Origin of the sequence: Pseudarthrobacter sp. WHRI 8279, from assembly GCF_040224115.2 — a bacterium.
Classification (GTDB): domain Bacteria; phylum Actinomycetota; class Actinomycetes; order Actinomycetales; family Micrococcaceae; genus Arthrobacter.
Map to the genome: position 1 here is coordinate 3146184 of NZ_CP168162.1, position 25548 is coordinate 3171731.

Here is a 25548-nt window from a genome sequence, read left to right on the forward strand (position 1 = left end):
GGCGGGGCGTAATCTTTGACCCATGTCCTCCAATCCCCTCCGCCATGCCATGGCGCGCATGGGCGGCCGGGACCCGCACGAGACGCACCGGGCCGCCACTCCCCTTGAACTCTTCTTCGACCTGACCTTCGTCATCGCCTTTGGGGTTGCCGGCAGCCAGTTCGCCCATGAGATGGCGGAAGCCCACGTCCTGGCCGGGCTGCTGGGCTTCTGCTTCGCGATGTTCGCAGTGATCTGGGCGTGGATCAACTTCACGTGGTTTGCCAGCGCCTATGACACGGACGACTGGATCTTCCGCGTGGTCACCATGCTCCAGATTGTGGGCGTCCTGATCCTGGCCATGGGGATCGAGCCCATGTTCCATTCGCTGGTGGAGGGCGAGCATGTGGACAACGCGGTGATGGTGGGCGGCTACGTGATCATGCGGCTGGCCCTGGTGTCCCAGTGGCTCAGGGCGGCGCGGCAGGACCCGGCCCGCCGCGAAACGTGCCTGCGTTACGCGCGATACCTGGCGCTGGTGCAGTTGGGGTGGATTGCGGTAGCCGTGATCGAGGCTGACGTTCCCACAACACTGCTGATGATTGTGCCGCTGATCGTCCTGGAAATGTTCACCCCCTTCGCCGCCGAGCGGAAGACCAGGACGCCCTGGCATGCGCACCACATCGCCGAACGCTACGGCCTGCTGGCCATCATCGCCCTGGGTGAATGCCTGATCGGTGCCATCGAGACACTTCGGGCCATCGTGGCCAACCACGGCTGGAGCGTTGATGCGGCGCTGGTCGGTTTTGGCGGGACGGCGCTGGCGTTTGCCATGTGGTGGATCTACTTCATGTTGCCGGCCGGACGAGCCCTGCACCTGCGCCGGAACCGGTCCTTCCTCTTCGGCTACGGCCACATCCCCATCTTCGCCGCCATTGCCGCCACCGGCGCGGGCCTGCACGTCGCTGCCTACTACATTGACCACGAAGCCCATATCAGCGGCGCTGCCGCCGTGGCCAGCATCGCCATTCCGGTGGCGCTGTTCAAGGGTTCCGTGACGTGGCTGTACAGCATCATGGTGGGCCCGGACCGCACGGTGATCACGGTTGCCGGCGGTGTGCTGGCGGCGATGGCCGTTTCAGTCGGCCTGGCGGTAGCTGGCGTTTCGGTCCCCGTCTGCCTGCTGGTCATTGTGCTGGCACTCGGCGCCTCGATCGTGGTCGACGAACGCCGCGGGTCCGGCCGGCTGCATCTTGCCCTTCAAAAGCTGGAAGCAGGAACTACCGGTCCCCGGGCGACGTAGCGCCGGAAGCATCACTTTCCGCAGCGTTCGGCTCCCGCACAGCCTCCGGCCCGGCGTCACCGTAGGACAGGTTCTCGTAATCCGTGGTGTCCTCCTCATCCAGGCGGTCATCCAGTTCTTCCAGCAGCCACGGATTCACGCGCGCGAGGATTTTCCGGATCTCCTCAACCTCCACTGCGGCGTACAGCACGGGACGGGCATCCCTGTACTTGGTGACGGGCGGCCTGTCCGGCCACTTTTCCGCCAGGGCCCGGACGCGCTCCGGCAGCGAGTTGTGCGCGTTGTCCGCGATTTTGACCAGGGCGGCATCGTGGTGTTCGGCGATCTCGCGGATCCCTGCCTGGTAGTCGTCCGGGTTGCTGTGCAACCGGGTGGTGACCCGTTCAATGATTTCCACGGCCCGCTCAGATACGCCCATGTCCAGCAGGGCCTGCCTGGTCATGGGGGTGTCCTCGGCGATGTCATGCAGGTAGCCGGCGATGCGGATGTCGTCGTCGAAGTCGGCCAGCGCGTCCCCCACCGCGAGAACGTGGTCCTTGTACGGCCTCTTCAGTTTGTCCTTCTGGCGGTTGTGGGCCACCTCGGCGAGGACCTTCGCTGTTTCTACGGTGAATGTGGGTGCCGGGGTCTGCTCCGCAGCATGCTGGTCTGACATGCCCTAAGCCTACGGGCCGCTCCAGACCCAGGGCTTCCGCGGCAGGGAGTTCGGATCGAAAGCAGCCAAAGCTTTAGCGAGCGGTCCTGCCGGCAGCCCCAGCGATTCCAGCAGCCGGTCCCGTACGGCAGCGGGGGGAGTTCCGGCGTCGGCGAGGTCCTGCAGGGTTACTGCCCCGTCACGCTTGGCCAGCCGGGCACCGTCGTTGTTCACCACCAGGGGAACATGCGCATATTCCGGAGAAGGAATATCCAGGAGGGACGCCAGGTAGGCCTGGCGCGGGGTGGACGGCAGGAGGTCGTCGCCGCGCACCACCTGGTCGATGCCCTGTTCCGCGTCGTCCACCACCACCGCCAGGTTGTAGGCGGTCACGCCGTCATTGCGGCGCAGCACGAAGTCATCCACCACTCCAGTGAACTCCCCGTGCAGGAGGTCCCGCACGGTGTACTCGGCGGCGCCGGCGCGAAGCCTGATGGCGGCCGGCCTGGTTGAGCGCTTGAACTCCAGCTCAGCGGGATCGAGGTTCCGGCAGGTTCCCGGGTACGCTCCCTGCGGTGCGTGGGGAGCCGAGGGCGCCTCCTGGATTTCGCGCCGGGTGCAGAAGCACTCATAGGTGAGGCCCGCCGCCTCCAGCCGTGAGATCGCTTCGGCGTACAGCGGGCCGCGGGCGGTCTGGCGCACCACGCCGCCGTCCCAGGTGACCCCTACAGCCTGCAGGTCCCGCAGCTGCCCGGCCTCCGAGCCGGCGCGGGCCCGGTCAAGGTCCTCCACGCGGAGCAGGAACCTGCGCCCGCCGGAACGGGCAAACAGCCAGGCCAGGATTGCGGTGCGCAGATTTCCTACGTGCAGTTCCCCGGAAGGGCTGGGGGCGAAGCGGCCGGCGGAGGTCATGGTTCAACACTAGGCGCGGGACGCGGTGCCCGGGGACAACACAAGGACCCCTCAGCTACCGATGACTTCGGAGATCCGACGCCGGTAGTTCAGGGGCCCTTGCCGTGTTTACAGAAAGACCATGGTGTGAACAAGAGTCAATCAGGGCAGCCTCCTTGCGGGAAGCGGTGTCCAGTGTCCGGGTGGTGTGCCGGCAGCCTGTGAGCCTGCGGGGATCAGCGGTAGCTTTGCCCTCATTGCCAACATTTCACCAGCATCCGTACAGTTGGTGCAACAGGCGCGGCCGCCGTTGAACAGTCTGACCACTCTCCGCGGCGCAGAGGGACAGGAAGTGATCAGATTGCAGGAACTGGACTCCACCGACAAGCGGATCCTGGGGGCGCTGGATGAGGATCCACGGGTTCCCATCATGGTGTTGGCCCAGCGGCTGGGGCTGGCCCGCGGCACGGTCCAGTCGCGGCTGGAGCGCATGACGTCCTCGGGCGCCCTCCGCCCCAACAGCAGCAGGGTGCTTCCCGCCGCGCTGGGACGGGGAGTAGCCGCTTCCGTGAGCGCGGAGCTGGACCAGAGCCACCTCAACGAGGCCATTGCGGCGCTCCGGGACATTCCGGAAGTCCTTGAATGCCATGCTCCCGCCGGTGATACGGACCTGCTGATCCGCGTGGTGGCCACCAGCCCGGACGACCTCTACCGGGTGTCGGAGGAGATCAGGCTCTGCCCGGGGATCGTGCGGACGTCCACCAGCATGTTCCTGCGTGAAGTCATTCCGTACCGCACCACAGGGCTGCTTAGGGACTGACCCTTACACCGGAGGGCCCGCGTTGGACTTCAGGTTCTTCATCACCAGCGTGGACGTGAGCCGCTCCACGCCGGGCAGGGACGTGAGAACTGCGTCGTAGAAGCGCTGGTACGCGGGCAGGTCCTCCGCGATGACCTTCAGCAGGTAGTCGGGAGAACCGAAGAGCCGCTGGGCCTCCACAATGTTGGGGTTGTCCGCCACGCGGTTCTCGAAGATCTCCATGGTTGCCTGGTCCACCTGGCGGAGCGTGACAAAAACAATCGCTTCGAATCCCAGGCCAACGGCGGAGGGGTCGATGTCCGCCTTGTAGCCCCGGATGACGCCCGACCGTTCCAGGTCACGGAGCCGGCGGTGGCAGGGCGCAACCGTCAGGCCCACCTTTGCAGCGAGCGCCGTGGCCGTCATGCGGCCGTCCTCTTTCAGGTGGCGCAAGATGTTTCTGTCAATATGGTCGATCACGCAAGAATCTTACCTCCAGCGCTGCTTTGTCAGCGAAAAGGGACAGCACTTCCGCGTCCAAAGTATCTAGTGTTTCTCCTGTTGGATCGCACCGCAGGAGAAACGATGAACCCCGAGCTTTTTATGGCCTTTGTGCTGGTGGCCGCCGCCCTGGCCTGCACCCCCGGGGTGGACTGGGCGTACTCCATTGCTGCCGGCCTCAGGCAGCGCAGCTTTGTGCCGGCCGTGGCGGGGCTCTGCGGCGGATACGTCCTTCACACGGTCCTGCTGGTGGCGGGGCTGGCGGCAGTCCTGGCGGGTGCGCCCGGGGTCCTGGGATGGATCACCCTGGCCGGCGCCGCGTACCTGATGTGGCTTGGCGTCAGTACCCTCCGCTCGTGGCGGGCAGCAAGCTTCACGGCCGGCGGCGGCAGCGGGGGCGGCACGGGGCTCCGCACCTTCCTTCAGGGGATGGGAACCAGCGGCATCAATCCCAAGGGCCTGCTGTTCTACGTGGCGCTCGTTCCCCAGTTCGTCAGCGCCGACGCTCCCCTGCCGGTCCCGGTGCAGTCAGGCCTGCTGGGCATGACGTTCGTGCTGCTCGCGGGGCTGGTGTACACCGCTGTTGCCCTGCTGTCCCGCACCCTGCTGCAGACCCGGCCCGGCGCCGCCCGGGCGGTGACGCTGGCCAGCGGAATCATTATGGTTGCCCTGGCGCTGGTGCTGCTTGCCGAGCAACTACTGCCGGTGATGGCCGGCACGGGCGCAGCCGGGTAGGCAGCCCTAGTCGCCGCTGAGCTTCTGCCAGTCCTGTTCCCAGATCCGGCGCATCTCCTCATCCTTGCGGATGGGCACCGGGGCGGCAATCTCCCGCTGCGGCACCGGGTCCTCGTGCCGCCGCCCCCAGTCCCGCGGATTGAGCGACCTCCGGCTGGAGTCAAGCAGCAGCAGGGCCCGGTCAGTGAGGGCGTCATTGCGCAGCGTCATGTGGGTTTTGCGGCGGCGCAGCACCTCGGTGAGGGTCTGGTTCGCAGCCTCCAGCCGCCCCTCCCGCCGCAGGGCCCGGGCCCGTACCAGCAGCAGCGCGGCCGAGAGGTCGTCCGCGTTGAGCAGCCCGTCGGTCCAGTCGATCACTGTCCGGCTCCTGCCCAAGGTCAGGGCCAGGGAACAGCGCGCCAGGGCCATGGGGAGCGACGGCGGCAGCCCCGAGAGGGCGTCCAGCGCAGCTTCCGTGCGGCCCGTCTCCCGCAGCGAGTGCGCAAGTGCCAGGAACACCGACTCCTCGCTGAACAGGACAGGGATTTCCACCCGCTCCGCCAGCTCGATCCGGGTAACGATCCGCGTGAGGTAGGTCGAAGAGTAGCGGTTGGCCTCGTCCTCGTTCCTGGTGGTGAGGCCGCGCTGGAGAAGCTCCGAAGCGCGCAGGTAGCCGCCCTGCTTGTAGACCAGCAGCCCGGACATGAGGTAGCAGAGACCGGCCCATCCGGGATAGGCCCGTGCGAGCGTGATCAGCTGCTCGGGCTGGCGGCTGGCGAACACGGCGTCGTGCACGGCCTTGGCCGGCTTGGGCATCATGCGCTTCAGCCGGGGGATTTCACCGTCCACCGAGAGCAGCGAGGGGTGGCGTCCGCCGAGCACGCCGGTAAGCAGTTCGCCCACTCCCCCGGCGAGGTCATGGACGGGGGTGCGCAGCTGCGGCGCGCCGAACGGTGTGAGGTCGCGGCTGTCCCAATAGATCGGTGCAGTGTCCCCGGCGGTCATCTTTCCATGCTAACCGTGCACGGCCGCCCACGCCGAGGCCCGGCGGCCGGCCCGACAGCACAGACAGGCTTAGGCCCGCTCCATGAACCATTCGGTGAAGGCGGCGGCGCGGCCTTCACCGTCGAACCGGATGACCCACAGGTTGTCGTAGGAGGGCCTCCCGGCGGAGTAGGTAGTCACGCCCTGGACGAAGGCGGTGTCACCGTCCGCACCCAGGAGCTGCCACGAAAAGGTCCAGTCTGCCGGTTCGTCCCGGGCCGCAAGCCAGCGGTCCACGATGCCATCCCGGCCCAGCCACGGGTCCGGATCGCCCGGCCGCGTCTCGTACCGCGCGTCCTCGGTAAAGAGGTCCCTAATGTCGCCGGGCAGATTGCTGGCCCAGGCGGTTTGGTATTTTTCCATCCAGGCGTGCACGTGGTCCCGGGCTGAAGTCTGGTCCGTCATGGTGCCGTTCTACGCCCTGCGGCATCCAGGCCGCAAGTTCTTTCAGCCGTTGGCGGCGGCGACCCAGACGCCGATCACCCAGGTGCTGGCCGCGAGGCAGGCCAGGCCGAACTCGGCAAGCATGCCCAGCCCGGTGGCTTTGAGGGCGGCCCAGCTGGAGGTTGTCGCGGAGCCGATGTTCCGGGTGCGCAGGAATTCGCTCAGCAGCAGGCCCGCGGCAAAGCCCACAAAAAGCCCCACCACGGGAATGATGAACATGCCCACCACGCCCGCCATCAGGGCAACGGCGATGCTTCGGCTCGGAATGGCGTGCTCCTTGAGCTTCCTGCCGGTGAGGACAGCGCTGGCGGCCATGCCTGCCACCACGAACACCATGGCCACCGCGAACACCACCCAGCCCGCAGTGCCGGCCCCGCCCCAGATGGCCCAGGCGAGCAGTCCCGCGCCGATCAGGATGCTGCCGGGGAGGACCGGAATCACGGTGCCGGCCACGCCCACAAGGATTGCCAGGCCGCACAGGATGGTCACCACGGTTTCCGAGTTCATGGGTCCCAGTCTAGGGTTGGCGCCCGCTTAACCCCGACGGCGGTGCCTCCCGTGCAGGGGAGGCACCGCCGTCGTACGTTCCTTCAGGGAAGGGAAGCTACTCGGCTTCCACGGCGGCCGCGACCGCCGCCGTCACGGCAGGGGCAACCCGCGGATCCAGGGGGCTGGGCACGATGTAGTCCGCCGAGAGGTCCTCCGCCGCAAGATCGGCGATGGCGTAGGCTGCGGCGAGCTTCATGGCCGGGGTGATGCGGCGGGCTCCGGCATCCAGGGCACCGCGGAAGATCCCCGGGAAGGCCAGGACGTTGTTGATCTGGTTGGGGAAGTCGCTGCGGCCGGTGGCCACCACGGCGGCGTACTTCACGGCGACCTCGGGGAGCACTTCAGGATCCGGGTTGGAGAGCGCGAAGACGATGGCGTCCTGGTTCATGAGCTTCAGGTGCTCCTCGTCCAGCTTGGAGGAGGAAACGCCGATGAAGACGTCGGCTCCGGCGAGGGCCTCGGCTGGGCCGCCTTCTATGCCGCGGGGGTTGCTGCGGCCGGCGATGTCAGCCTTCTTGCTGGCGGTGTCCGCTGCAAGGTCTTTGCGGGCGCTGTTGATGACGCCGCGGGAGTCCAGCAGGACGACGTCGGTGATGCCGGCGGCCAGCAGGATTTCGGCGACGGCGATGCCGGCCGCTCCTGCGCCGGAAACCACCACGCGAAGGCTTTCAAGGCCGCGGCCGGTTACCTTGGCGGCGTTGGTCAGGGCGGCGAGGGCAACCACGGCAGTGCCGTGCTGGTCATCGTGCATGACGGGGCAGTCCAGCGCCTCGATGAGCTTTTCCTCGAGCTCGAAGCAGCGGGGTGCGGAGATGTCCTCGAGGTTCACGGCGCCGAAGCTGGGTCGCAGGCGGACCAGGGTCTCCACGATCTCGTCCACGTCGGTGGTGTTGAGGACCAGGGGGATCGAGTCGAGGTCGCCGAAGGTCTTGAACAGGGCGGACTTGCCCTCCATAACAGGGAGTGAGGCGCTGGCTCCGATGTTGCCGAGGCCAAGGACGGCTGTCCCGTCGCTGACCACCACCACAAGCCGCTGGGCCCAGGTGAGCGTGCGCGCGAGTTCGGGCTTGGCATGGATGGCGCGGCTCACCTCAGCCACTCCGGGGGTGTAGGCGATGGACAGGTCCCGCTTGTTGGACAGCGGAACGGTGCTGGCGATGGAGAGCTTGCCACCCTGGTGGGCGTCGAAGATCTCGGCTTCGGTCAGGGCGGTGGCTGCGGAATTGTCGGTTGCTGCAAGTGCGTCAATGGACACGTCGTTGTCTCCTGGTGCTGGCCGTGGGCGCACGGCTCGTGGGGCATGAGCCGTTGGCTCGGCGGTGGCTAGGGTGCGGCAGGATACCCAGGGGTGGCGGGCCCGTGGAAGCTTGGGGGATTGGTCCCCGCTGCTCCGTTTGGACAATCGTAGGGCCCGCCAAAGCGGACGGCGCGCGACTTGACACCACTAAACTGCTGCCTAAGCGTTTTATCCGCGCAGCATGTGGCCCACGTCACGGCATTATGGCTGATTTAAGGCCGAATTGGTCTAGACCTGTTACGCGCTTTGATGGAGTGTGTAGCCGGGCTCACGGCCCGGTGCCAGACGGGCGCACGCCTTTTTGAGGTCCTCTTCCGCCTCAAAGAGGGACAACCGGCGGTTGCGGACGGAGTGGACCAGACCAGTGATGGCCAGCAGCAGCACGCGTGCGGCGGTGGCATCGCCGGAGGCTGCGGCAACCGCCTCCTCGCTCAGCGAGTCGATGTCACGCAGGAGGGCGGTGGTATCCCGCTCCGGAAGGTAGACGCCGCGGCTAAGGCACTGCTCCACCGCGGGTTGCATCACCCGCATATGGAAAATCTCCATCACCAGGTTGCTGAGGGCCCGGCCGCGGAAGCGGGCCGCCGTGGTCCGGCCGGTTCCCTGGAGCTCCTCCAGCTGGTGGCGGTAGAGCGCGAGCATCAGGTGCGCCGGGGAGGGAAAGTACCGGTAGAGGGTACCCATCGGCACGTCTGCCCTCGCCGCCACTTCACCCATGTCCACAGACTCCAGGCCCTTGCGTGCAAACCCGCCTGCAGCTTCCAGGATCTTGGTATAGCGGTGCCTCTGGCGCGGCGCTGAAGGCCTCGGGGCCATGGGCGGATGGTCTGAAATGGTGTCTGGCATCAGCATTTCCGGGTTGTGTTTCTATGGTGCAGCAGCCACGGTCATCCCCTACCGGACCGCCGGCAAATCCCGTTCAACTATACGGCACGGCAGTGTGCCGTAATTAGTCAGCGGCCTTAGTTCTTGCCCCTCCGCAAGTCAGCGGACGCTCTTGATTTTCACCACGAAAACGGCGCCAAGGAGGCCGATGACGGCAGCGGTAACGAACAGGGAGCGGTAGCCTCCCCATGATGTGACAGCAACCAGGGCCAGCACCGGGGCCACCACCTGCGGTAGGGAATTGGCCACGTTGATGATGCCCATGTCCTTGCCGCGGTCCGATGCGAGGGGCAGGACCTGCGTCAGGAGGGCGAAGTCCACCGCCAGGTACGCCCCGAACCCGATCCCCAGGATTGCGGCGCCCGCCAGGGCTGCAGGCCACACGGGGAAGAGCGCCAGGATCAGGGCCGCCATGGCGATGATGGCCGAGGAGCCGATGACGAACGGCTTGCGCCTGCCAACCCTGTCGCTCCAGGGACCGGCCACCACGGCCGTGATCATCACCATCAGCGTGTAGGTGCCGGTGAGCACCAAATAGCCAGCTGGCGGGTTCTCATGCTTCAGGATGTCCCGGAGGAAAAAGAGCAGGTAGACGATGGTCAGCTGGTTGCCGACGTTGACCAGGAAGCGGGTAAGCCAAGCCCAGGCAAAGTCCGGGTAATGCCGCGGGCTGATCCAGAACCCCCGAAGGAACACCCCAAGGCGGAAGCGCGGCAGGACGCCCTTGGGGAGCACGGGATCATCGCGGTGGAAGAGGTATGGCAGCACAGACAGGAGAAGGGCTGCTGCGCAGAGCCAGTAGCCCACCATGAAGTTGCCAGACACCACTGCGCCGAAGACCGCGCCGAAGAGGATACCCAGCGTCTGGCCCATGGCTGCCAGTCCGCCCACCTTTCCGCGTTGAGGCACAGGCACCCTGTCCGGGACGGCGGCGGTGATGGCAGCGTAGGCAGCGTTGGCCCCCAACTGGACCAGGCACCAGAACAGCACCATGAGGGCCACCGTGCCCGCTCCGGACATGCCCAGGAGGGCCGCCGTTGCCAGCACCGCACCCGCCAGTATCCAGGGCGAACGGCGGCCAAAGCGGGACGTGGTGCGGTCCGAGAGGGCGCCGAAGAGCGGGTTTGCCACCAGTGATACCGCGGCTCCGCAGGCGGTGGCGAGGGACAGGATGGCTTCTTTGTTCGCTTCATCGAAGCTGATGGCCTGCAGCCCGATGAAGATTTGGATGGGGCCGAAGAACGCGGCGTTGATGCCCACGTTCACCAGGACCAGCCCGGTCACCCACCGTGCGGTGACCTTCCGCGTTGGTTCGGCGAGTGCCGCCGTCGCACCGCCCTGCAGACTGGCCCCGTGGCCCTGGCGTGCGGGGTCAAGGGGTGCGGGCGTATCGGACAGACTCATGACGTGTTCCCCCGGCTGCGGCTAAATGGCGACGGAGTCAGACTATCGTGGGCGGTACCGCCCCGCCGGGTATGACGGCGGCGGGCATCAGGACGGCCACGAGCATCGAGGAGAACACCATGAGCGCAGCGTCAACGCCGGCGGAGGGCATCGCCGCCGTCAACACGGCGGACCTGTATGACGAACGCGGAGACGAACTGGCGTCCGTATCACTGCAGTTCCAGTCCCTGGGTGGCCGCTCCCATTTCAGCGGACAGGCACGTACCATCCGCTGCTTCCAGGACAACGCCCTGGTGAAGTCCACGCTGGCCACGCCCGGCAACGGCAAGGTACTGGTGGTGGACGGCGGCGGTTCCCTGGGCACGGCCCTGATGGGGGACATGATCGCGGAGAGCGCCGTGGCAAACGGCTGGGCCGGCGTCGTTATCAACGGGGCGATCCGCGACCGCGAGGCAATTGCCGCCCTGGACCTTGGCGTGAAGGCCCTGGGCAGCAACCCCCGCAAGAGCGCCAAGGCCGGCGCCGGCGAGGTGGATGTGGATGTGCTGATCGACGGCGTGGCCATCCGTCCCGGGTGCATGATCTGGTGCGACCCGGACGGGATCCTCGTGGAGCGGTAGCCTCGGGCGGGAAAAGTTTCCCCGCGGGAGGAATAGGACTGGGCATGCGATAGTTACTGAAAGCAACTATCATTGCGTGATCCCTTTCCTTCCCCTGGAGTACCCATGCCCACCGCACCTGCCGCGCGCGCCGCCGGAGAAACCCTGACACGGCGCCAGATTGTCACCGTGATGGTGGGCCTGATGCTGGGCATGTTCCTGGCATCGCTGGACCAGACCATTGTGTCCACGTCCATCTACACCATCGCCAACGACCTGGACGGGCTCTCGCTCCAGGCCTGGGCAACCACTGCCTACCTGATCACCTCAACGGTCAGCACACCGCTGTATGGCAAGCTAAGCGACATCTTCGGCCGCCGCCCGCTGTACCTGACCGCCATCGTGATCTTCCTGGTGGGCTCCCTGTACGCAGGGTCGGTCCACTCCATGACCGAACTGGCGCTGGCCCGCGGCGTCCAGGGGCTTGGGGCGGGCGGCCTGCTCGCACTCGCGCTGACCATCATCGGCGACATCGTCTCGCTCAAGGACCGGGCGAAGTACCAGGGCTACTTCATGTCCGTATTCGGCATCTCCTCCGTATTGGGCCCCGTGGTGGGCGGCGCGTTCGCCGGTTCCGCCAACATCCTGGGTTTTGAGGGCTGGCGCTGGGTGTTCTTCATCAACCTGCCCATCGGCCTGGCCGCGCTCGCCGTGGTGTTCCTGTTCCTGCACCTGCCGGCCAAGCACGTGAAGCAGAAGATCGACTACTTCGGCGCCGCGGCCATCACGCTGGCCATCGTTCCGCTGCTGCTGGTGGCGGAGCAGGGCCGCAGCTGGGGCTGGACGTCCTTCAACTCCTTCCTCTGCTACGGCCTGGGCGTGGCGGGCATCGCCTGGTTCCTGCTGGCCGAGAAGCGGGCCGGCGACTACGCCCTCATTCCCCTGCGCCTCTTCCGGAATATGACGTTCGGCCTGTCCTCGCTGCTGAACTTCATCATCGGCATCGGCATGTTCGGTGCCATTGCCATGCTCCCGCTGTACCTGCAGCTGGTCAAGGGCCTCACGCCCACGGAAGCAGGCCTGATGATGATCACCTTCACCGTAGGAATCCTCACCGGCTCCATCACGGCAGGCCGCACCATCTCGGCGTCCGGCACGTACCGGATCTTCCCCATCATGGGCACGGCCATCCTCACCGCGGCCGCCACCGCCATGGGGCTGTCCCTGGGCGTGGACACTGGCCTCTGGGTTCCCGGCGTGATCGCGGTGTTCTTCGGAATGGGCCTGGGCTTCTGCATGCAGCCGCTCACCCTGGCCATGCAGGTGTCCGTGCCACGCCGGGACATGGGCGTGGGCACGTCATCGGCCGCATTCTTCCGCTCCATGGGCGGCGCCGTTGGCACCGCAGTGTTCATTTCCATGCTGTTCAGCCTGGCGGCCGCCCGGATTGCCGACACCATGACGGCTGCGATGGGAAGTCCGGAGTACCAGGCGGTCCTGCAGGACCCGGCTGTGGCAACGGACCCCGCCAACGCCAAGCTGTACGAGTTCTTCCAGAACGGCGCGTCCAATGATTCCCTTAATGACACCAGCTGGCTCCACACCGCCAACAGCACCCTGACGCGCCCCATCACGGAGGGCTTCGCCTACGCCATCGACGCCGTCATGCTCACCGCGGCCGTGCTCACCGGCATCGCGTTCCTGATCAGTTTCGCGCTGCCCAACAAGAAGCTCACGGATCCCAAGGCGGCCTCCCAGGAAACGGTGCCGGCCCACTAAGCCGCCCCGCCACCCCTGAAGGACGACGACGGCGGCCCGCTACGCCGCCGTCGTCCCCTGTTTGCGGACAAGCGGCCCCGCAGCCAGCACCCGACTGGAATGGCGCCCCGTGGCATGGAACACTGTGTAACGCGTGTGCGCCGGCCCAGGGCCGGTTCCGCAGCCGACGACGTCCGCACCGCATCCACCAAAACCCAGACCAAGGGAGACCCATGCCCACTGCACAGGAGCAGACAACCGCCCAAATACCGCAGCGCGTGATCTGGCTGGCGCTCGCGGGCGCGGTGGGCGGATTCCTGTTCGGCTTTGACTCGTCGGTGGTCAACGGCGCCGTGGACGCGATGAAGGACGAGTTCGCACTCTCCGAGGCCGTAACCGGCTTCGCGGTGGCCGTCGCGCTGCTTGGCTGCGCTGCGGGCGCCTACCTCGCGGGCAAGGTGGCAGACCACTACGGGCGCATCCCCGCCATGAAGCTGGGCGCGCTGCTCTTCCTGGTGAGCGCCCTGGGCACGGGCTTCGCCTTCGGCGTCTGGGACCTGGTCTTCTGGCGCCTGGTGGGCGGCCTGGGGATCGGCCTCGCCTCGGTCATTGCCCCGGCCTACATCTCCGAGATTTCGCCGCGGCACGTCCGCGGCCGGCTGGCCTCGCTGCAGCAGCTGGCCATCACCACCGGTATCTTTGCGGCGCTGCTCTCCGACGCGCTCCTGGCAACCGGCGCCGGCGGCGCCGACCAGGCCTACTGGCTGGGGATCGAGGCCTGGCGCTGGATGTTCCTGGCCGGAGCCCTGCCCGCGGTGGTGTACGGCTGGATCGCTTTTACCCTTCCCGAGTCTCCGCGGTTCCTGGTGTTCCAGGGCAAGGAAGACGAAGCCCGGAAAGTGTTCGATTCCATCGTCCCCGCCGGCGAAACGGACCGGCACATCCGCGAGATCCGGGACGCCATCGAAGAGGACAAACTGGCCGGCCAGAAAGGCTCGGTGCGCGGCAAGACGTTCGGCCTGCAGGCAGTGGTATGGGTGGGCATCACCCTGTCCGTCCTGCAGCAATTCGTGGGCATCAACGTGATCTTCTACTACTCCACCACCCTCTGGAAGGCCGTGGGCTTCCAGGAGAAGGACTCCCTCACCATCTCCGTGGCCACGTCCGTCACCAACATCCTGGTCACGCTGGTGGCGATTGCCCTGGTGGACCGCATCGGCCGCCGGCCCATCCTGCTTGCCGGTTCCGTGGGCATGGCGGTATCCCTGGGTGCCATGGCCCTGGCCTTCTCCACGGCCGTGGGTTCCGGTGACGAGATTTCCCTGCCCGGCGTGTGGGGTCCGGTGGCGCTGGTGGCGGCCAACGTCTTTGTGGTCAGCTTTGGCGCCTCGTGGGGTCCGCTGGTGTGGGTCCTGCTGGGTGAGATCTTCCCGTCCCGTATCCGCGCCCGCGCCCTGGGCCTGGCTGCGGCGGCCCAGTGGGTGGCGAACTTCGTGATCACGCTCAGCTTCCCCGTGATGGCCGCCGGCTCGCTGCCGCTGACCTACGCCATGTACGCCCTGTTTGCCGCGGCGTCCTTCTTCTTCGTGATGTTCAAGGTCCCCGAGACCAACGGGATGTCCCTGGAGCAGGCCGAAACGCTGTTCGTGCGCAAGGGCTCCGCCGCGTAGGGCAACGCTCCTTCACTTACTGCCGGATTTCCCCGACGCTCCTTCACTTACTGCCGGTAAACCGTAAGCCCTCCTTCACTTGTTCTTGTGCGGGAGGGTTTACGCATTCCCGGGCACAGGGCGCGGCAGCGCAATCAGAGCGGAAGCTTCATGCCTTCATGGTCCGCGGCGAAGCCGAGCCGCTCGTAGAAGCGGTGCGCCGCAGTCCGCGATTTGTGGGTGGTCAGCTGCATCAGCGTGCAGCCGCGGCGGCGGGACTCGTCGATGGCCCACTGCATCATGCGGTTGCCAATGCCCTGGCCCCGGACACTGGCCGCCACCCGCACTCCTTCGATCTGCGAGCGCCACGCACCGTGCCGCGAGATGCCGGGCAGGAAGCTGAGCTGGAAGGTAGCCACCACAGGACCGTCAACTGCTCCTTGCGGCGCCACCTCCCCCACGACGAGCAGGTGGCAGGGGTCGGCGTCGATCGCTTCAAAGGCCCGCTTGTAGGGTTCCATATCCCCTTGGCGCTCCCGCCCGGCACCCATGGAATCATCCGCGAGGAGCCGCACGATGGCAGGCAGGTCCCCGCGCACGGCGGGGCGGAGCCGGAAAGTCCCGCCGTCGACGTCGGCCGTCATCAAAAAGGGCGGTGCACCAGGGTTGCGGATCATCCCTCCAGCATTCCACGCCGGCTGCCCGGGGCCGGGAGCGTGGATTCCTTGTGATCCGCCGCGCCCCATGCTTGGCTGGGGACCAGTGTTGGAGTGCATGGCCTAATTGGGGGAGGTCCGTGATGGATCAGAAGACAGCGTCAGGCTTGCCGGGGAAAACCCTGCGGGCGGGAATCATTGTTGGAGTGGTTGGCGCCTTCGCGGTCATCCTCGCACCCCAGATCATGCAGTCGCTGCAGTTGGGTCCGTCCTACTCGCAGGCTGTGGGCGCGGGCCTCAGCGTGGCATTCCAGCTGGTCACGCTGTTCTTCCTGCCGTTGTCCGCGGCGTTGATAGCCGCCTCCCTGGTGATGCGGCACCTGGCCTCAGTGCTCAGCGGGACGGCAGCGCCTGGTCAGGCGAAGTAGACGCCGATCCGGTTGCCGTCGATGTCCTCGATGCGGATGTCGATGTCGTAGACGTCGCGGAGCATGGCCTGCTGCATGATCTGGCGGGGGCTGCCCTGGTGGACCAGCCGCCCGTCCTTCATGGCCAGGATGGTGTCCGAGTAGCAGGACGCGAAGTTGATGTCGTGGACCACCAGGACGATTGTCTTCCCGAACTCATCGGCCAGCCGGCGCAGGAGCCGCATCATCTCCACCGAGTGCTTCATGTCCAGGTTGTTTAGAGGCTCATCAAGCAGCAGGTAGCGGGTGTCCTGCGCGAGCACCATCGCAATGAAGGCCCGCTGGCGCTGGCCGCCCGAGAGTTCGTCCACGAACTTGTCCGCCATGGGCGTCAGGTCAAGGTGCGCGATGGCCTCTTCCACCTTGGCAAGGTCCTCTACCGTGGGCCGGCCGCCGGAGTGCGGGAACCGGCCGAAGGCCACGAGGTCCCGGACTGTGAGGCGCATGGTGAGGTGGTTCTCCTGCCGCAGGATGGCCATGGTTCGGGCGAGTTCCCGGCTGTCCGTTGCGGCGATGTCCAGGCCTGCCACGGATACGGAACCGGATTCGAGCGGCTGGAGCCTACTGATCAGCGAGAGCAGGGTGGACTTTCCGGCTCCGTTGGGGCCGATGATGGAGGTGATCCCGCCCGCGGGGATGACGCAGCTGACGGCCTCCAGGACGGGCTGGCCGCCGTAGCTCTTGGAGACGTTCCGGACCTCAATCATTGCGGGGCCCCCGCGGCGCCGGGATGGGGACGGGTCATTTCAGGGAGCCTTTCAAAAGGAGGTAGAGGAACAGGATGCCGCCTGTGAACTCGATGACCACGCTGAGGGCGGTGCTGAAGCCGAACACCTGCTCCAGGAGCAGCTGCCCGCCCACCAGGGCAACGGCGCCGATCAGCACTACGATGGGCAGCAGCCAGGAATGGCTGAACCCGCGGCACACCTGGTAGCCCAGGCTCACCACCAGCAGCCCGAAGAAGGTGACGGGACCCACCAGCGCGGTGGACACTGCCACGAGCAGCGAGCATCCCAGCAGCACGCGCATCACCACCTTCCGGTGGTCCACGCCCACGTTGATGGCAACGTCCCGTCCCAGCGCCAGCACATCCAGGGTGTGCCGGGCGCGCCACACCACGGCACAGACAACCGCCACGATCCCTGCCGAGACGCCCAGCAGCGCCGGGTCCACGTTGTTGAAGCTTGCAAAGAACAGGTCCTGGAGGATGATGAACTCGCTGGGCTCCATGAGCCGTTGCAGCAGGGAGGACAGGCCGCGGAAGAGGCTGCCGAGGACCACCCCCACCAGCAGGAGCAGGTGCAGCGACCTGGTGGCACCCGTGAACATCCAGCGGTACAGCAGTGCGCTGAACACCACCATCAGCAGCACTTCGACGCCGAACTGCAGCGTGGGAGGGGCGGCCACCACGGCGGCGGCTCCCAGGGCGAACGCCAGGACTGTCTGCACCAGGATGTACAGCGAGTCGAAGCCCATGATGGACGGCGTCAGGATGCGGTTGGCGGTAACGGTCTGGAACAGGAGCGTGGATACGCCCACGGCAACGGCCACCAGCAGCATGGCAGCCACCTTGATGGCGCGGCGCGGCAGGATGTAGCCCACGCTGCCCTTCAGGTCGAAGAACAGGAAGAAGCAGACGACGGCGGCAGTCACCGCGAGCAGGATGCCCGCCACCAGCTGTGGCGGGGCGCTGCGGACGGCGGTTTTGAGCTTCCAGGGAAGCGCGGACAGCCGCTGGCGGGCGGGCGGTCGCTCCACCTGCGGCCAAAGCGCTGTGCTGTCAGGCATTGCGTTTCCTCAGGATCAGGACGAGGAAGAGGACAGCGCCCAGCACGGACATCACCATGCCCACGGGGACCTCGTAGGGGTAGCGGATGGTGCGGCCGAGGATGTCGCAGACAAGCACGAACGCGGCGCCGAACAAAGCTGTCCAGGGAACCGCGCGGCGCAGGTTGTCCCCGAAGATGAGGGACACGATGTTGGGCACCACGAGTCCAAGGAAAGGCACTGCGCCCACCGTTGTGACCACCACGGCTGAGATCAGCGAGACGATGATGAGTCCCAGCCGCATCGTCCGGCCATAGTTCAGGCCCAGGTTGGTGGTGAAGTCCTGTCCCATCCCGGCCACTGTGAAACGGTCCGCGGCCAGCAGTCCCAGCAGCATCAGGCCGGCGACAATCCACAGCAGTTCGTAGCGGCCGCGGAGGACACCTGAGAAGTCGCCGATCATCCAGTTGCCCAGGGTCTGCAGCAGATCATAGCGGTAGGCAAAGAAGGTGGTGACAGCCGCAATCACACCGCCCAGCATGATGCCAACCAGTGGGATCAGCAGGGTGTTGCGGGCCGGCAGGCGCCGCAGGATGGCCAGGAACAGCGCAGTCCCCAGCAGCGCGAAGGCGCTGGCCACCAGCATCTTCACCAGCACCGGTGCCTGCGGGGCAAAGACCGTGACCACCAGGATCCCCAGGGTGGCCGATTCGACCGTCCCTACGGTGGACGGCTCCACAAAGCGGTTGCGGGCCATGAGCTGCATGATGAGGCCGGCCACCGCCACCGCCATCCCGGCCAGGACCACAGCGAGGGTCCGGGGAACGCGGGAGATCCAGAAGACATCCCTGGCGGCAGCGTCCCCGGCCAGCAGGGCCGGAAGCGAGACGTCGCTAACCCCAACAAACATGCTGGCTGCCGCGAGGGCAAGGACGGCAACTCCGGCCGCAGCCAGGCCTGCACCGCGCCGGGCCTGGCTGCGGACGGCCGGCGCAAGCGGGTGTACGGCGGTGAGGGTCATGGGCTTGGAGCCTGGCGGGCTGTGTTAGGCCACGGAGCCGGCGACGGCGTCAACCATGGCCTTGACGTTGTTCAGGCCGTAGCCCACGATGTACCAGCCGGCAGGGTCGAGGTTGATGACTTTGTTGTTCTTTGCGGCGTTGGTGGACTGGACGAGTTCGTTGTCCAGGATGGGGTTGGCGGCCGAGCCTTCGGTGCCCACCGCGGTGTCGCGGTTGATGACGTACAGGATGTCCGGATTGACCTGCTTGATGTACTCAAAGGACACAGCCTCGCCGTGGCTGCCTTCGACCTTGACATCAGCCGCGGTGGGGACGCCCAGGACATCGTGAATGATGCCGAACCGGGAACCCGCGCCGTACGCGGTGACTTCCCCTCCCGAGGTCAGGACAATGAGGCCCTTGCCGGCGCTGGCTGCCTTCGCCTTGGTTTCAGTGACGGTCAAGTCCACGGCGGCCAGCTTCTCCTCCACCTCGGTTGACTTGCCGAAGATGGTTCCCAGCTTCCCGGTCTGCTCCTTGAAGCTTTCCATCGGCGCGGCCGCATCGATGGACAGGTCGATGGTGGGGGCGATCTTGCTTAGTTCCTCATAGGCGCCGGCGGTCCGGCCGGAGATGATGATGAGGTCCGGGTCGCCGGCGCTGACGGCCTCGAAGTCCGGCTCCTTCAGGGAACCGATCTTGGTGTACTTCTCGTCGGCGTACTTGCTGAGTGCCTCCGGGTATGCCGCCTCCGGCACGCCAGCAGGTTCAACGCCCAGCGCGTCCAGGGTGTCCAGGACGCCGAGATCGAACGTGAAGACCTTCTCCGGGTTGACCGGTACGTTGTCCGTGGTGCCCTGGGCGTGCTCCACGGTGATGGTGGCTGCCTCGTCAGCAGGCGTTGCCGTCGCGCTTCCGCCGCATGCGGTGACGGCCAGCAGCGCCGCTCCCGCCGCAAGTGCCCCCAGGTAGCTCGACAGCCTTTTCTTCACTTTTTTCTCCGCTCGGATAATACGTCACAACTTCGTTGTCTAATAGCCCAGAGCCTATAAGTAAGGGAAGGCTAACTTCAAAGCGGGAGGGGCCGTATTCCGTCACAAGTGGGGGACATCACAACGCACGACGCCGGCACTACGGTGAGTGCCGGCGTCGTGGTTGCAGGAGGGGCTGGGGAAAAACCGCCTCAACTTCGGGAGCGCTGCCAAAAAAGCCGCAGGATGTGCGAGAGCGTTTAGGCCGGGGCTTTGGCCACCTCCGCCTGCCGCTCCTCCACCAGGGTGGCCAGCGCGTTGAACAGCGGGTGGTCCGGTTCCAGGCCGGTGATGCGGGCCGTGGCGTCCGCGGGGCTGGAGGAGGCCAGGATCCCGGCCAGCTCGGTTGCCTCGGCGTCCGCCGGATCGGTGAAGCGCAGGGCCGCGGCGATGGCGCCCAGGAGCGCCTCCGGCACAATGCCCCGCTCCGCCAGCTCGGCGGCCGGCCCGATGAACCGCTCATGCCGGCTCAGCTTCCGCAGGGGCGCGCGGCCCACCCGGTTCACCGTGTCAGGCAGGTACGGGTTGGAGAACCGGACCAGGATCTTCTGGACATAGGCTTCCTGTTCGTCATTACTGAAACCATGCTTGGTGACCAGCAGCTGCTTGGTCTCCTCCAGCACCGCCCGCACGTCCTCGGCCACGTCCTGGTCTGCCATGGCCTCGGAGATCTTCTCCAGGCCCGCCTCGAACCCGAAGTAGGCCGCAGACGCATGGCCGGTGTTCACCGTGAACAGCTTCCGCTCAATGTACGGCGAGAGGTCGTCAACGAACGTGGCACCCGGGATGACCGGTTCCGCCCCCGCAAAGGCGGTGCGGTCGATGACCCATTCGTAGAACGTCTCCACGGTGACGTCCAGGCCCTGCCCGGGCTCCTGGTTGGGCACGATCCGGTCCACGGCGGTGTTGGCGAACACGGCTTTCCCGTCCAGCGCACTGGCGGCAGCCCCCGGCTGGGAGGCCACCTCCTTGGCCAGGATGTCCGTGGCGTTGATGGCGTTCTCGCAGGCCATGACCTGCAGCGGGGCCAGGTTCGTGTCCCTCGCCGCAATGCCCTTGGCGATGGCAGGGGCAACGAACTTCAGGATGTGGGGCCCCACGGCCGTGGTGACGATGTCCGCCGTCGCAATCTCTGCGATGAGCTCCTCTTCCTGCGTGGTGGAATTCAGCGCCCGGAAATTATTGACCGTCCGGACCGCAGGGTTCTCCCCCACCTCATGCACGGCGTAGCTGTCCGCCGCTGCAAGGCGGGCAATGAGGTCCTCCGCCACGTCGGCGAACACCACCTCATACCCGGCATCGTGCAGGAGCAGTCCCACAAAGCCACGTCCGATGTTCCCGGCCCCGAAATGAACAGCCTTCACTATGAGTTGACCTTTCCGAAGAGTTCCAGGACTTCATCCACCGAGGTGGCCGCCTCCAGCCGGGCAACCTGCTCCTTGCTGGTGAAGACCTTGGCGATGGAGGACAGGATGTGCAGGTGCTCGTTGTTGACCCCTGCAACGCCCACCACGAACTTGACCTGCTTGCCGTTCCAGTCGATCCCCTGGGGGTAACGGATCACGGATACCGCGGACTTCCGGATGTGGTCCTTGGCGGCATTTGTTCCGTGCGGGATGGCCAGGAAGCTGCCCATGTACGTAGACACTGATTCCTCGCGCTCGTGCATGGCGGCAATGTAGCCCTCGTCCACGGCGCCGCGCGCCAGCAGCAGCCTGCCGGCCTCGTCGATCGCGGCATCGCGGGTTGTCGCGGAACCGTCCAGCACCACGCTTTCACGCGCCAGGATCTCGGGTGCGCCGGCAGTTCCCTGCGTACCGGCCGTGCCGGCTGCTGGAGCCGCGTCCGCGGGAGCGTCCGCAGCGTGGGCGCCGCGGGAAGCGGCGGCACCGGCAGAAGCTCCTGCCGCAGCCGCCGTTGCCGGGCCGGCAGCGGATGCGCCGCCGGGCGTTCCCGCACCGGCGTCCGGACCTTCCGCTGCCACGGCACCCTCGGTGTTGCTCTCCCTGACCAGTTCCACGATTTCGTCGTAGCGGGGGCTGCTCATGAAGTTGTCAACGGAGTAGTGGACGGCGCTGGATGTGGCGGGCTTGGCCCGTTCCGTCAGGTCCTGGTGGGTAATGACGACGTCGTAGTCGTCGCGAAGGTTGGCGATGGCCGCGTTGGTGACCTTGACCTCCGGGAACCCGGCAGCCTTGATCTTGTTGCGCAGCACTGAGGCGCCCATGGCACTGGAGCCCATGCCGGCGTCGCACGCGAAGACGATGTTGCGGACCGGTCCTGCCAGGACGCCAACACCGCCGCCCGCGGCGGCAGCACCTGCACCTGCACCCGTCAGGGTGGAGGAGACGGAGCTCTTCTTGCCCTTCATCTGCTCCATCCTGGAAGTGGCAGCGCTCAAGTCGCCCTCATCGCTGTGTTTGGTGGTCTTCATGATGATCGAGGCCACAACAAACGATGCGGCCGTCGCCAGCAGGACTGCGAGGATCACTCCGATGTAGCTGTCCCTGGAGGTCTGGGCGAGCACGGCGAAGATGGAACCGGGGGCGGCCGGCGCCACCAGGCCCGAACCGGTGATGGCCAGGGTGGCGATGCCCGTCATGCCGCCGGCGATGGCGGCGAGGATCAGGAGCGGGCGCATCAAAACGTAGGGGAAGTAGATCTCGTGGATGCCGCCCAGGAAGTGGATAATGGCGGCACCGGGAGCGGATGCCTTGGCGGCGCCGCGGCCAAAGAACATATAGGCGAGCAGGATGCCCAGGCCGGGGCCCGGGTTGGCCTCAAGCAGGAACAGGATGGACTTGCCCTGCTCCAATGACTGCTGGACGCCCAAGGGGGTGAGCACGCCGTGGTTGATGGCGTTATTCAGGAAGAGCACCTTGGCCGGCTCGATGAAGATGCTGGTGAGCGGCAGCAGGCCGTTGTCCACCAGGAACTGGACCACCCTGCCGGCGCCCTCACTGAAGGCCGTAACCACCGGGGCAATGCCGTAGAAACCGAGCAGTGCCAGCAGCGCTCCCCAGATGCCCGCCGAAAAGTTGTTGATGAGCATCTCGAACCCGGGCCGGATTTTGCCGTCCCAGATCGAATCGATCTTCTTCATGGTCCAGCCGCCCAGCGGGCCCATGATCATGGCACCGATGAACATGGGGATGCCGGCACCCACAATCACGCCCATGGTGCCGATGGCGCCGACAACGCCGCCGCGGACGTCATAGACCATCCTGCCGCCGGTGTAGGCGATCAGGAGCGGCAGGAGGTAGGTGATCATCGGGCCTACCAGGCCAGTGTTTGCCACGCCGTCCGTCTCGCCGAAGCCGCCCAGCTGCGGAACAGGCAGCCAGCCCTTCTCGATGAACAGCGCGGTAATGAGTCCCCAAGCAATAAAGGCGCCGATGTTTGGCATGATCATGCCGGACAGGAACGTCCCGAACTTTTGGACGTGCACGCGCGCGCTGGTGCGGGGTTTTGCAACTGTCTCTGTTGCCATGTGATTTCCTAACCGTCATTCCTGCGGCTTCGCAGGGTGGTCCGATACTTACGACGACGTTCTGCCGGAATTGCGGGTTCAGCCCGCCGGGCTGGTGGAGATGCGGTGGAGCCATTCAAGGAAAAGCTTGAGTTCCGAGCTTGAAAGCTGGTCAGAGTGCGAGGCCTGAAGTGCGGCGTTCAGGGCAATCGCTGCCACCACCACCGAGGATTTCCCGGCACCGCCCGGGGCCGCGCCGCTGGCGGGCTCGGCGGACACCGCAAAGATCATGGCATCCCGGGTCATGGTGGACAGTTCGAGGTTCCGTTCGGAGGCGGGCTCCGCAATCAGCATCAGCGTCACGCCCACGTTGGCCGCCAGGATGGACCTGGCCGCCTCCCGGGGCTGGACGTTCAGCTGGCCCGCCGCCGCTGCCTTGTTCAGCATCTCCTCCATCAGCGCCTCGGCATCTGCGACGATTGCCGGGCGGCTTTCCGGGCGGATGTTGCCGAACATCACCAGGTACAGCTCCGGCTGGTTAAGCCCGAACTGGACGTGGTTGTCCCACATTCTCCGGATATCCTCGAGCGGCTGTCCGGAGGGGGCGAAATCCCTTTCGCCCGCGACATACTCTTCAAACCCTGCGGCGACGACGGCGTCGAACAGACCTTCCTTGTCACCGAAGTGGTGGTACAGCGTGGGGGCTGTAACCCCCGCCAGCTGGGTGATCTGGCGGGTGGAGACGGGAGCGCCCCCGGAGTTTGCCAGCAATTCCGCGGCAGCACGAAGCAGCCGCATTTTGGGGGGAAGCTGGCCATCCAAACTCATAACCGCTACCCTAGCACCTATAGCATTGCTATATGAACTGAATCACATACAATTTTTTTCAGGCACGTTTCCCGCCTCCGGACGCAGCAGTCTTCCGGCGGAACGGCATGGCGCCGGACATATCGGGCGGGCCTGGCAACCGGCAGAGAATGAGGACCTTCAGTGCAGAACTTCCCAGGAGTAGGCGTCAGCCCAGGCCGCGTCATCGGCACCGTCCGGCAGATGCCCAAACCCATCAGCGAACCTCCTGCCGGCGAGCAACTTGCACCCGGCACCACCGCTGAGGAAGCAACTGCAGCCCTCAAGGCGGCATCCCAGGCGGTGCACGATGAACTGAAGGCACGCGCCGCCCACGCCACCGGTGACGGCAAGGCCGTGCTGGAAGCCACTGCACTGATGGCCAAGGACACCATGCTGATCAAGGGCGCGGCCAAGCTGGTTGCCCGCGGAACCTCTGCGGAACGTGCCATCTGGGAGTCGGGCTCCTCGGTGTCCGAGATGCTCCACAACCTGGGCGGCTACATGGCCGAACGCGCCACCGACGTCCTGGACGTCCGCGCCCGGATCGTCGCCGAACTGCGGGGCGTGCCCGCGCCCGGGATCCCCTCATCCAGCATCCCGTTCGTCCTGGTGGCGGAGGACCTGGCCCCGGCAGACACCGCCACCCTTGACCCCAACAAGGTCCTGGCACTGGTCACGGCCGGCGGAGGCCCGCAGTCCCACACCGCCATCATCGCCCGGTCCCTGGGCCTTCCCGCCGTTGTTGCGGCGGTGGGCGTGGACGAGCTCCCGGACGGCACGGAAGTCTATGTGGACGGTGCCGCAGGCAGCATCACCTCCGAACCCGACGAGTCCCTACGCGCAGCAGCGGAAGCGTGGGCTGCCACGGCGTCCCTGCTGGCGGAGTTCAGCGGAACGGGCTCGACGGCGGACGGCCACCTGGTGCCGTTGCTCGCCAACGTGGGCGGCGGCAAGGACGCCGAGGCGGCCGCGAAGCTGGGCGCGCAGGGTGTGGGCCTGTTCCGTACCGAGTTCTGCTTCCTTGAACGGGACACCGAGCCGAGCGTTGAAGAACAGGCCGCAGCCTACAAGAGTGTTTTTGACGCCTTCCCCGGGAAGAAGGTAGTGCTGCGCACCCTTGACGCCGGCGCAGACAAGCCCCTTCCGTTCCTGACTGACTCCACCGAGCCCAATCCGGCGCTGGGCGTCCGTGGCTACCGCACCGACTTCACCACCCCGGGTGTCCTGGACCGCCAGCTGGAGGCAATCGCCCTGGCGGAGAAGCAGTCCCAGGCAGACGTCTGGGTCATGGCGCCCATGATCTCCACCGCCGAAGAAGCCGCACGCTTTGCCTCCATGTGCGCGGACGCCGGCATCAAGACGCCCGGGGTCATGGTGGAGGTTCCGTCCGCCGCCCTCACGGCCGAAGCCATCCTCCGGGAGGTGGGCTTCGCCAGCCTCGGCACCAACGACCTCACCCAGTACGCCATGGCCGCAGACCGCCAGCTCGGCCCGCTGGCCAACCTCAACACCCCGTGGCAGCCGGCCGTCCTGCGCCTCGTTGGGCTGACAGTTGAAGGCTCCAGGGCGGAGGGGAACAACAAACCCGTGGGCGTCTGTGGCGAAGCGGCTGCAGACCCGGCCCTCGCCGTCGTCCTTACCGGCCTGGGCGTAAGCACCCTGTCCATGACGGCGCGCTCCCTGGCTGCCGTGGCCGCGGTGCTGAAGACCGTCACGCTGGAAGAAGCCCAGCAGCTGGCCAAGCTCGCCCTGTCCGCTCCCAGCGCCACGGAAGCGCGCGCCTGGGTCCGGGAGAAGCTGCCGGTCCTGGACGAACTCGGACTGTAGGGGCGCGGTCCGGCCGGTCAGGCCCTGCTCC

The 25548-nt window shown here is 66.4% G+C and carries 25 protein-coding genes; 8 read left to right on the plus strand and 17 right to left on the minus strand.

Features of this window, described 5'->3' with window-relative positions:
* Positions 1 to 22: 22 nt before the first annotated feature.
* On the plus strand, positions 23 to 1282 hold the full coding sequence (locus tag ABRP28_RS14490) for a low temperature requirement protein A (RefSeq protein ID WP_350003637.1): 1260 nt from the start codon (positions 23 to 25) through the stop codon (positions 1280 to 1282).
* On the opposite strand, the gene ABRP28_RS14495 is transcribed toward ABRP28_RS14490, so the two are convergent.
* Together ABRP28_RS14495 and gluQRS are read right to left on the minus strand one after the other, a co-directional pair.
* Entirely contained in the window at positions 1260 to 1937 is a 678-nt protein-coding gene (locus tag ABRP28_RS14495) for an HD domain-containing protein (protein ID WP_350003636.1), read from the minus strand. The genes ABRP28_RS14490 and ABRP28_RS14495 overlap by 23 nt on opposite strands.
* Positions 1938 to 1946: 9 nt before the next feature.
* Complete coding sequence (gluQRS, locus tag ABRP28_RS14500; protein ID WP_350003635.1) at positions 1947 to 2828, minus strand: tRNA glutamyl-Q(34) synthetase GluQRS; 882 nt, start codon at positions 2826 to 2828, stop codon at positions 1947 to 1949.
* A 340-nt stretch (positions 2829 to 3168) separates the two neighbouring features.
* Between gluQRS and ABRP28_RS14505 the strand changes: the two genes are divergently transcribed.
* Positions 3169 to 3627, plus strand: a complete 459-nt coding sequence (locus tag ABRP28_RS14505; RefSeq protein WP_350003671.1) for an Lrp/AsnC family transcriptional regulator — start codon at positions 3169 to 3171, stop codon at positions 3625 to 3627.
* 3 nt (positions 3628 to 3630) lie between these two features.
* Here ABRP28_RS14505 and ABRP28_RS14510 read toward each other — a convergent pair whose 3' ends face one another.
* Positions 3631 to 4086: an Lrp/AsnC family transcriptional regulator gene (locus ABRP28_RS14510; protein ID WP_231456079.1), complete on the minus strand. Its 456-nt coding sequence runs from the start codon at positions 4084 to 4086 to the stop codon at positions 3631 to 3633.
* Between the two features lie 105 nt (positions 4087 to 4191).
* Here ABRP28_RS14510 and ABRP28_RS14515 point away from each other — a divergent pair, with 105 nt between their 5' ends.
* The gene (locus ABRP28_RS14515; protein ID WP_350003634.1) at positions 4192 to 4842 is read left to right on the plus strand and encodes a LysE family translocator; all 651 of its coding nucleotides are present in this window, start codon (positions 4192 to 4194) and stop codon (positions 4840 to 4842) included.
* A 6-nt stretch (positions 4843 to 4848) separates the two neighbouring features.
* Here the strand turns inward: ABRP28_RS14515 and ABRP28_RS14520 are convergent, their stop codons facing one another.
* The 6 genes from ABRP28_RS14520 to ABRP28_RS14545 all read right to left on the minus strand — a co-directional run bounded on the left by ABRP28_RS14520 (position 4849) and on the right by ABRP28_RS14545 (position 10444).
* Positions 4849 to 5826: a hypothetical protein gene (locus tag ABRP28_RS14520; RefSeq protein WP_350003633.1), complete on the minus strand. Its 978-nt coding sequence runs from the start codon at positions 5824 to 5826 to the stop codon at positions 4849 to 4851.
* A 69-nt stretch (positions 5827 to 5895) separates the two neighbouring features.
* Positions 5896 to 6270, minus strand: coding sequence for a nuclear transport factor 2 family protein (locus ABRP28_RS14525; RefSeq protein ID WP_350003632.1), 375 nt, complete (start codon positions 6268 to 6270; stop codon positions 5896 to 5898).
* 42 nt (positions 6271 to 6312) lie between these two features.
* Positions 6313 to 6816, minus strand: coding sequence for a DUF456 domain-containing protein (locus ABRP28_RS14530; protein WP_350003631.1), 504 nt, complete (start codon positions 6814 to 6816; stop codon positions 6313 to 6315).
* 97 nt (positions 6817 to 6913) lie between these two features.
* Positions 6914 to 8113, minus strand: a complete 1200-nt coding sequence (locus tag ABRP28_RS14535) for an NADP-dependent malic enzyme (protein ID WP_350003630.1) — start codon at positions 8111 to 8113, stop codon at positions 6914 to 6916.
* 279 nt (positions 8114 to 8392) lie between these two features.
* Positions 8393 to 9001 carry a TetR/AcrR family transcriptional regulator gene (locus tag ABRP28_RS14540; protein ID WP_350003629.1) on the minus strand — a complete coding sequence of 203 codons (609 nt, stop codon included), beginning with the start codon at positions 8999 to 9001 and terminating at the stop codon, positions 8393 to 8395.
* Positions 9002 to 9139: 138 nt separating this feature from the next.
* Positions 9140 to 10444 (minus strand): MFS transporter, encoded by a 1305-nt coding sequence (locus ABRP28_RS14545; protein WP_350003628.1) that lies wholly within the window; start codon positions 10442 to 10444, stop codon positions 9140 to 9142.
* A 119-nt stretch (positions 10445 to 10563) separates the two neighbouring features.
* Between ABRP28_RS14545 and rraA the strand changes: the two genes are divergently transcribed.
* From rraA to ABRP28_RS14560, 3 genes are all read left to right on the plus strand, one after another.
* Positions 10564 to 11064, plus strand: coding sequence for a ribonuclease E activity regulator RraA (gene rraA, locus ABRP28_RS14550; RefSeq protein ID WP_350003670.1), 501 nt, complete (start codon positions 10564 to 10566; stop codon positions 11062 to 11064).
* Positions 11065 to 11169: 105 nt separating this feature from the next.
* Entirely contained in the window at positions 11170 to 12822 is a 1653-nt protein-coding gene (locus tag ABRP28_RS14555; protein WP_350003627.1) for an MDR family MFS transporter, read from the plus strand.
* A 212-nt stretch (positions 12823 to 13034) separates the two neighbouring features.
* A complete protein-coding gene (locus tag ABRP28_RS14560) occupies positions 13035 to 14471 on the plus strand; it encodes a sugar porter family MFS transporter (RefSeq protein WP_350003626.1) in 1437 nt (478 codons plus the stop codon).
* Positions 14472 to 14605: 134 nt separating this feature from the next.
* Here the strand turns inward: ABRP28_RS14560 and ABRP28_RS14565 are convergent, their stop codons facing one another.
* Entirely contained in the window at positions 14606 to 15127 is a 522-nt protein-coding gene (locus tag ABRP28_RS14565) for a GNAT family N-acetyltransferase (RefSeq protein ID WP_350003625.1), read from the minus strand.
* Between the two features lie 122 nt (positions 15128 to 15249).
* Between ABRP28_RS14565 and ABRP28_RS14570 the strand changes: the two genes are divergently transcribed.
* Positions 15250 to 15534, plus strand: a complete 285-nt coding sequence (locus ABRP28_RS14570; protein ID WP_350003624.1) for a hypothetical protein — start codon at positions 15250 to 15252, stop codon at positions 15532 to 15534.
* On the opposite strand, the gene ABRP28_RS14575 is transcribed toward ABRP28_RS14570, so the two are convergent.
* The 7 genes from ABRP28_RS14575 to ABRP28_RS14605 form a co-directional block, all read right to left on the minus strand.
* Positions 15522 to 16280 carry an ATP-binding cassette domain-containing protein gene (locus ABRP28_RS14575; RefSeq protein WP_350003623.1) on the minus strand — a complete coding sequence of 253 codons (759 nt, stop codon included), beginning with the start codon at positions 16278 to 16280 and terminating at the stop codon, positions 15522 to 15524. The genes ABRP28_RS14570 and ABRP28_RS14575 overlap by 13 nt on opposite strands.
* Positions 16281 to 16314: 34 nt before the next feature.
* Positions 16315 to 17361 carry an iron chelate uptake ABC transporter family permease subunit gene (locus tag ABRP28_RS14580; RefSeq protein ID WP_350003622.1) on the minus strand — a complete coding sequence of 349 codons (1047 nt, stop codon included), beginning with the start codon at positions 17359 to 17361 and terminating at the stop codon, positions 16315 to 16317.
* Positions 17354 to 18361: an ABC transporter permease gene (locus ABRP28_RS14585; RefSeq protein WP_350003621.1), complete on the minus strand. Its 1008-nt coding sequence runs from the start codon at positions 18359 to 18361 to the stop codon at positions 17354 to 17356. The genes ABRP28_RS14580 and ABRP28_RS14585 overlap by 8 nt, the downstream gene beginning before the upstream one ends.
* Positions 18362 to 18385: 24 nt before the next feature.
* Positions 18386 to 19333, minus strand: coding sequence for a siderophore ABC transporter substrate-binding protein (locus ABRP28_RS14590; protein WP_350003620.1), 948 nt, complete (start codon positions 19331 to 19333; stop codon positions 18386 to 18388).
* Positions 19334 to 19572: 239 nt separating this feature from the next.
* The gene (locus ABRP28_RS14595; protein WP_350003619.1) at positions 19573 to 20736 is read right to left on the minus strand and encodes a mannitol-1-phosphate 5-dehydrogenase; all 1164 of its coding nucleotides are present in this window, start codon (positions 20734 to 20736) and stop codon (positions 19573 to 19575) included.
* The gene (locus ABRP28_RS14600; protein ID WP_350003618.1) at positions 20736 to 22862 is read right to left on the minus strand and encodes a PTS mannitol transporter subunit IICBA; all 2127 of its coding nucleotides are present in this window, start codon (positions 22860 to 22862) and stop codon (positions 20736 to 20738) included. The genes ABRP28_RS14595 and ABRP28_RS14600 overlap by 1 nt, the downstream gene beginning before the upstream one ends.
* 78 nt (positions 22863 to 22940) lie before the next feature.
* The gene (locus ABRP28_RS14605; protein WP_231456097.1) at positions 22941 to 23669 is read right to left on the minus strand and encodes a TetR/AcrR family transcriptional regulator; all 729 of its coding nucleotides are present in this window, start codon (positions 23667 to 23669) and stop codon (positions 22941 to 22943) included.
* Between the two features lie 162 nt (positions 23670 to 23831).
* Between ABRP28_RS14605 and ptsP the strand changes: the two genes are divergently transcribed.
* The gene (gene ptsP / locus ABRP28_RS14610; RefSeq protein ID WP_350003617.1) at positions 23832 to 25517 is read left to right on the plus strand and encodes a phosphoenolpyruvate--protein phosphotransferase; all 1686 of its coding nucleotides are present in this window, start codon (positions 23832 to 23834) and stop codon (positions 25515 to 25517) included.
* Positions 25518 to 25548: the final 31 nt, after the last annotated feature.

Coding starts and splice junctions, on each gene's coding strand:
- ABRP28_RS14490 (WP_350003637.1), top strand. CDS start 23: ATGTCCTCCAATCCCCTCCGCCATGCCATGGCGCGCATGGGCGGCCGG.
- ABRP28_RS14495 (WP_350003636.1), bottom strand. CDS start 1,937: ATGTCAGACCAGCATGCTGCGGAGCAGACCCCGGCACCCACATTCACC.
- gluQRS (WP_350003635.1), bottom strand. CDS start 2,828: ATGACCTCCGCCGGCCGCTTCGCCCCCAGCCCTTCCGGGGAACTGCAC.
- ABRP28_RS14515 (WP_350003634.1), top strand. CDS start 4,192: ATGAACCCCGAGCTTTTTATGGCCTTTGTGCTGGTGGCCGCCGCCCTG.
- ABRP28_RS14520 (WP_350003633.1), bottom strand. CDS start 5,826: ATGACCGCCGGGGACACTGCACCGATCTATTGGGACAGCCGCGACCTC.
- ABRP28_RS14525 (WP_350003632.1), bottom strand. CDS start 6,270: ATGACGGACCAGACTTCAGCCCGGGACCACGTGCACGCCTGGATGGAA.
- ABRP28_RS14530 (WP_350003631.1), bottom strand. CDS start 6,816: ATGAACTCGGAAACCGTGGTGACCATCCTGTGCGGCCTGGCAATCCTT.
- ABRP28_RS14540 (WP_350003629.1), bottom strand. CDS start 9,001: ATGCCAGACACCATTTCAGACCATCCGCCCATGGCCCCGAGGCCTTCA.
- ABRP28_RS14545 (WP_350003628.1), bottom strand. CDS start 10,444: ATGAGTCTGTCCGATACGCCCGCACCCCTTGACCCCGCACGCCAGGGC.
- rraA (WP_350003670.1), top strand. CDS start 10,564: ATGAGCGCAGCGTCAACGCCGGCGGAGGGCATCGCCGCCGTCAACACG.
- ABRP28_RS14555 (WP_350003627.1), top strand. CDS start 11,170: ATGCCCACCGCACCTGCCGCGCGCGCCGCCGGAGAAACCCTGACACGG.
- ABRP28_RS14560 (WP_350003626.1), top strand. CDS start 13,035: ATGCCCACTGCACAGGAGCAGACAACCGCCCAAATACCGCAGCGCGTG.
- ABRP28_RS14565 (WP_350003625.1), bottom strand. CDS start 15,127: ATGATCCGCAACCCTGGTGCACCGCCCTTTTTGATGACGGCCGACGTC.
- ABRP28_RS14570 (WP_350003624.1), top strand. CDS start 15,250: ATGGATCAGAAGACAGCGTCAGGCTTGCCGGGGAAAACCCTGCGGGCG.
- ABRP28_RS14575 (WP_350003623.1), bottom strand. CDS start 16,280: ATGATTGAGGTCCGGAACGTCTCCAAGAGCTACGGCGGCCAGCCCGTC.
- ABRP28_RS14580 (WP_350003622.1), bottom strand. CDS start 17,361: ATGCCTGACAGCACAGCGCTTTGGCCGCAGGTGGAGCGACCGCCCGCC.
- ABRP28_RS14585 (WP_350003621.1), bottom strand. CDS start 18,361: ATGACCCTCACCGCCGTACACCCGCTTGCGCCGGCCGTCCGCAGCCAG.
- ABRP28_RS14600 (WP_350003618.1), bottom strand. CDS start 22,862: ATGGCAACAGAGACAGTTGCAAAACCCCGCACCAGCGCGCGCGTGCAC.
- ABRP28_RS14605 (WP_231456097.1), bottom strand. CDS start 23,669: ATGAGTTTGGATGGCCAGCTTCCCCCCAAAATGCGGCTGCTTCGTGCT.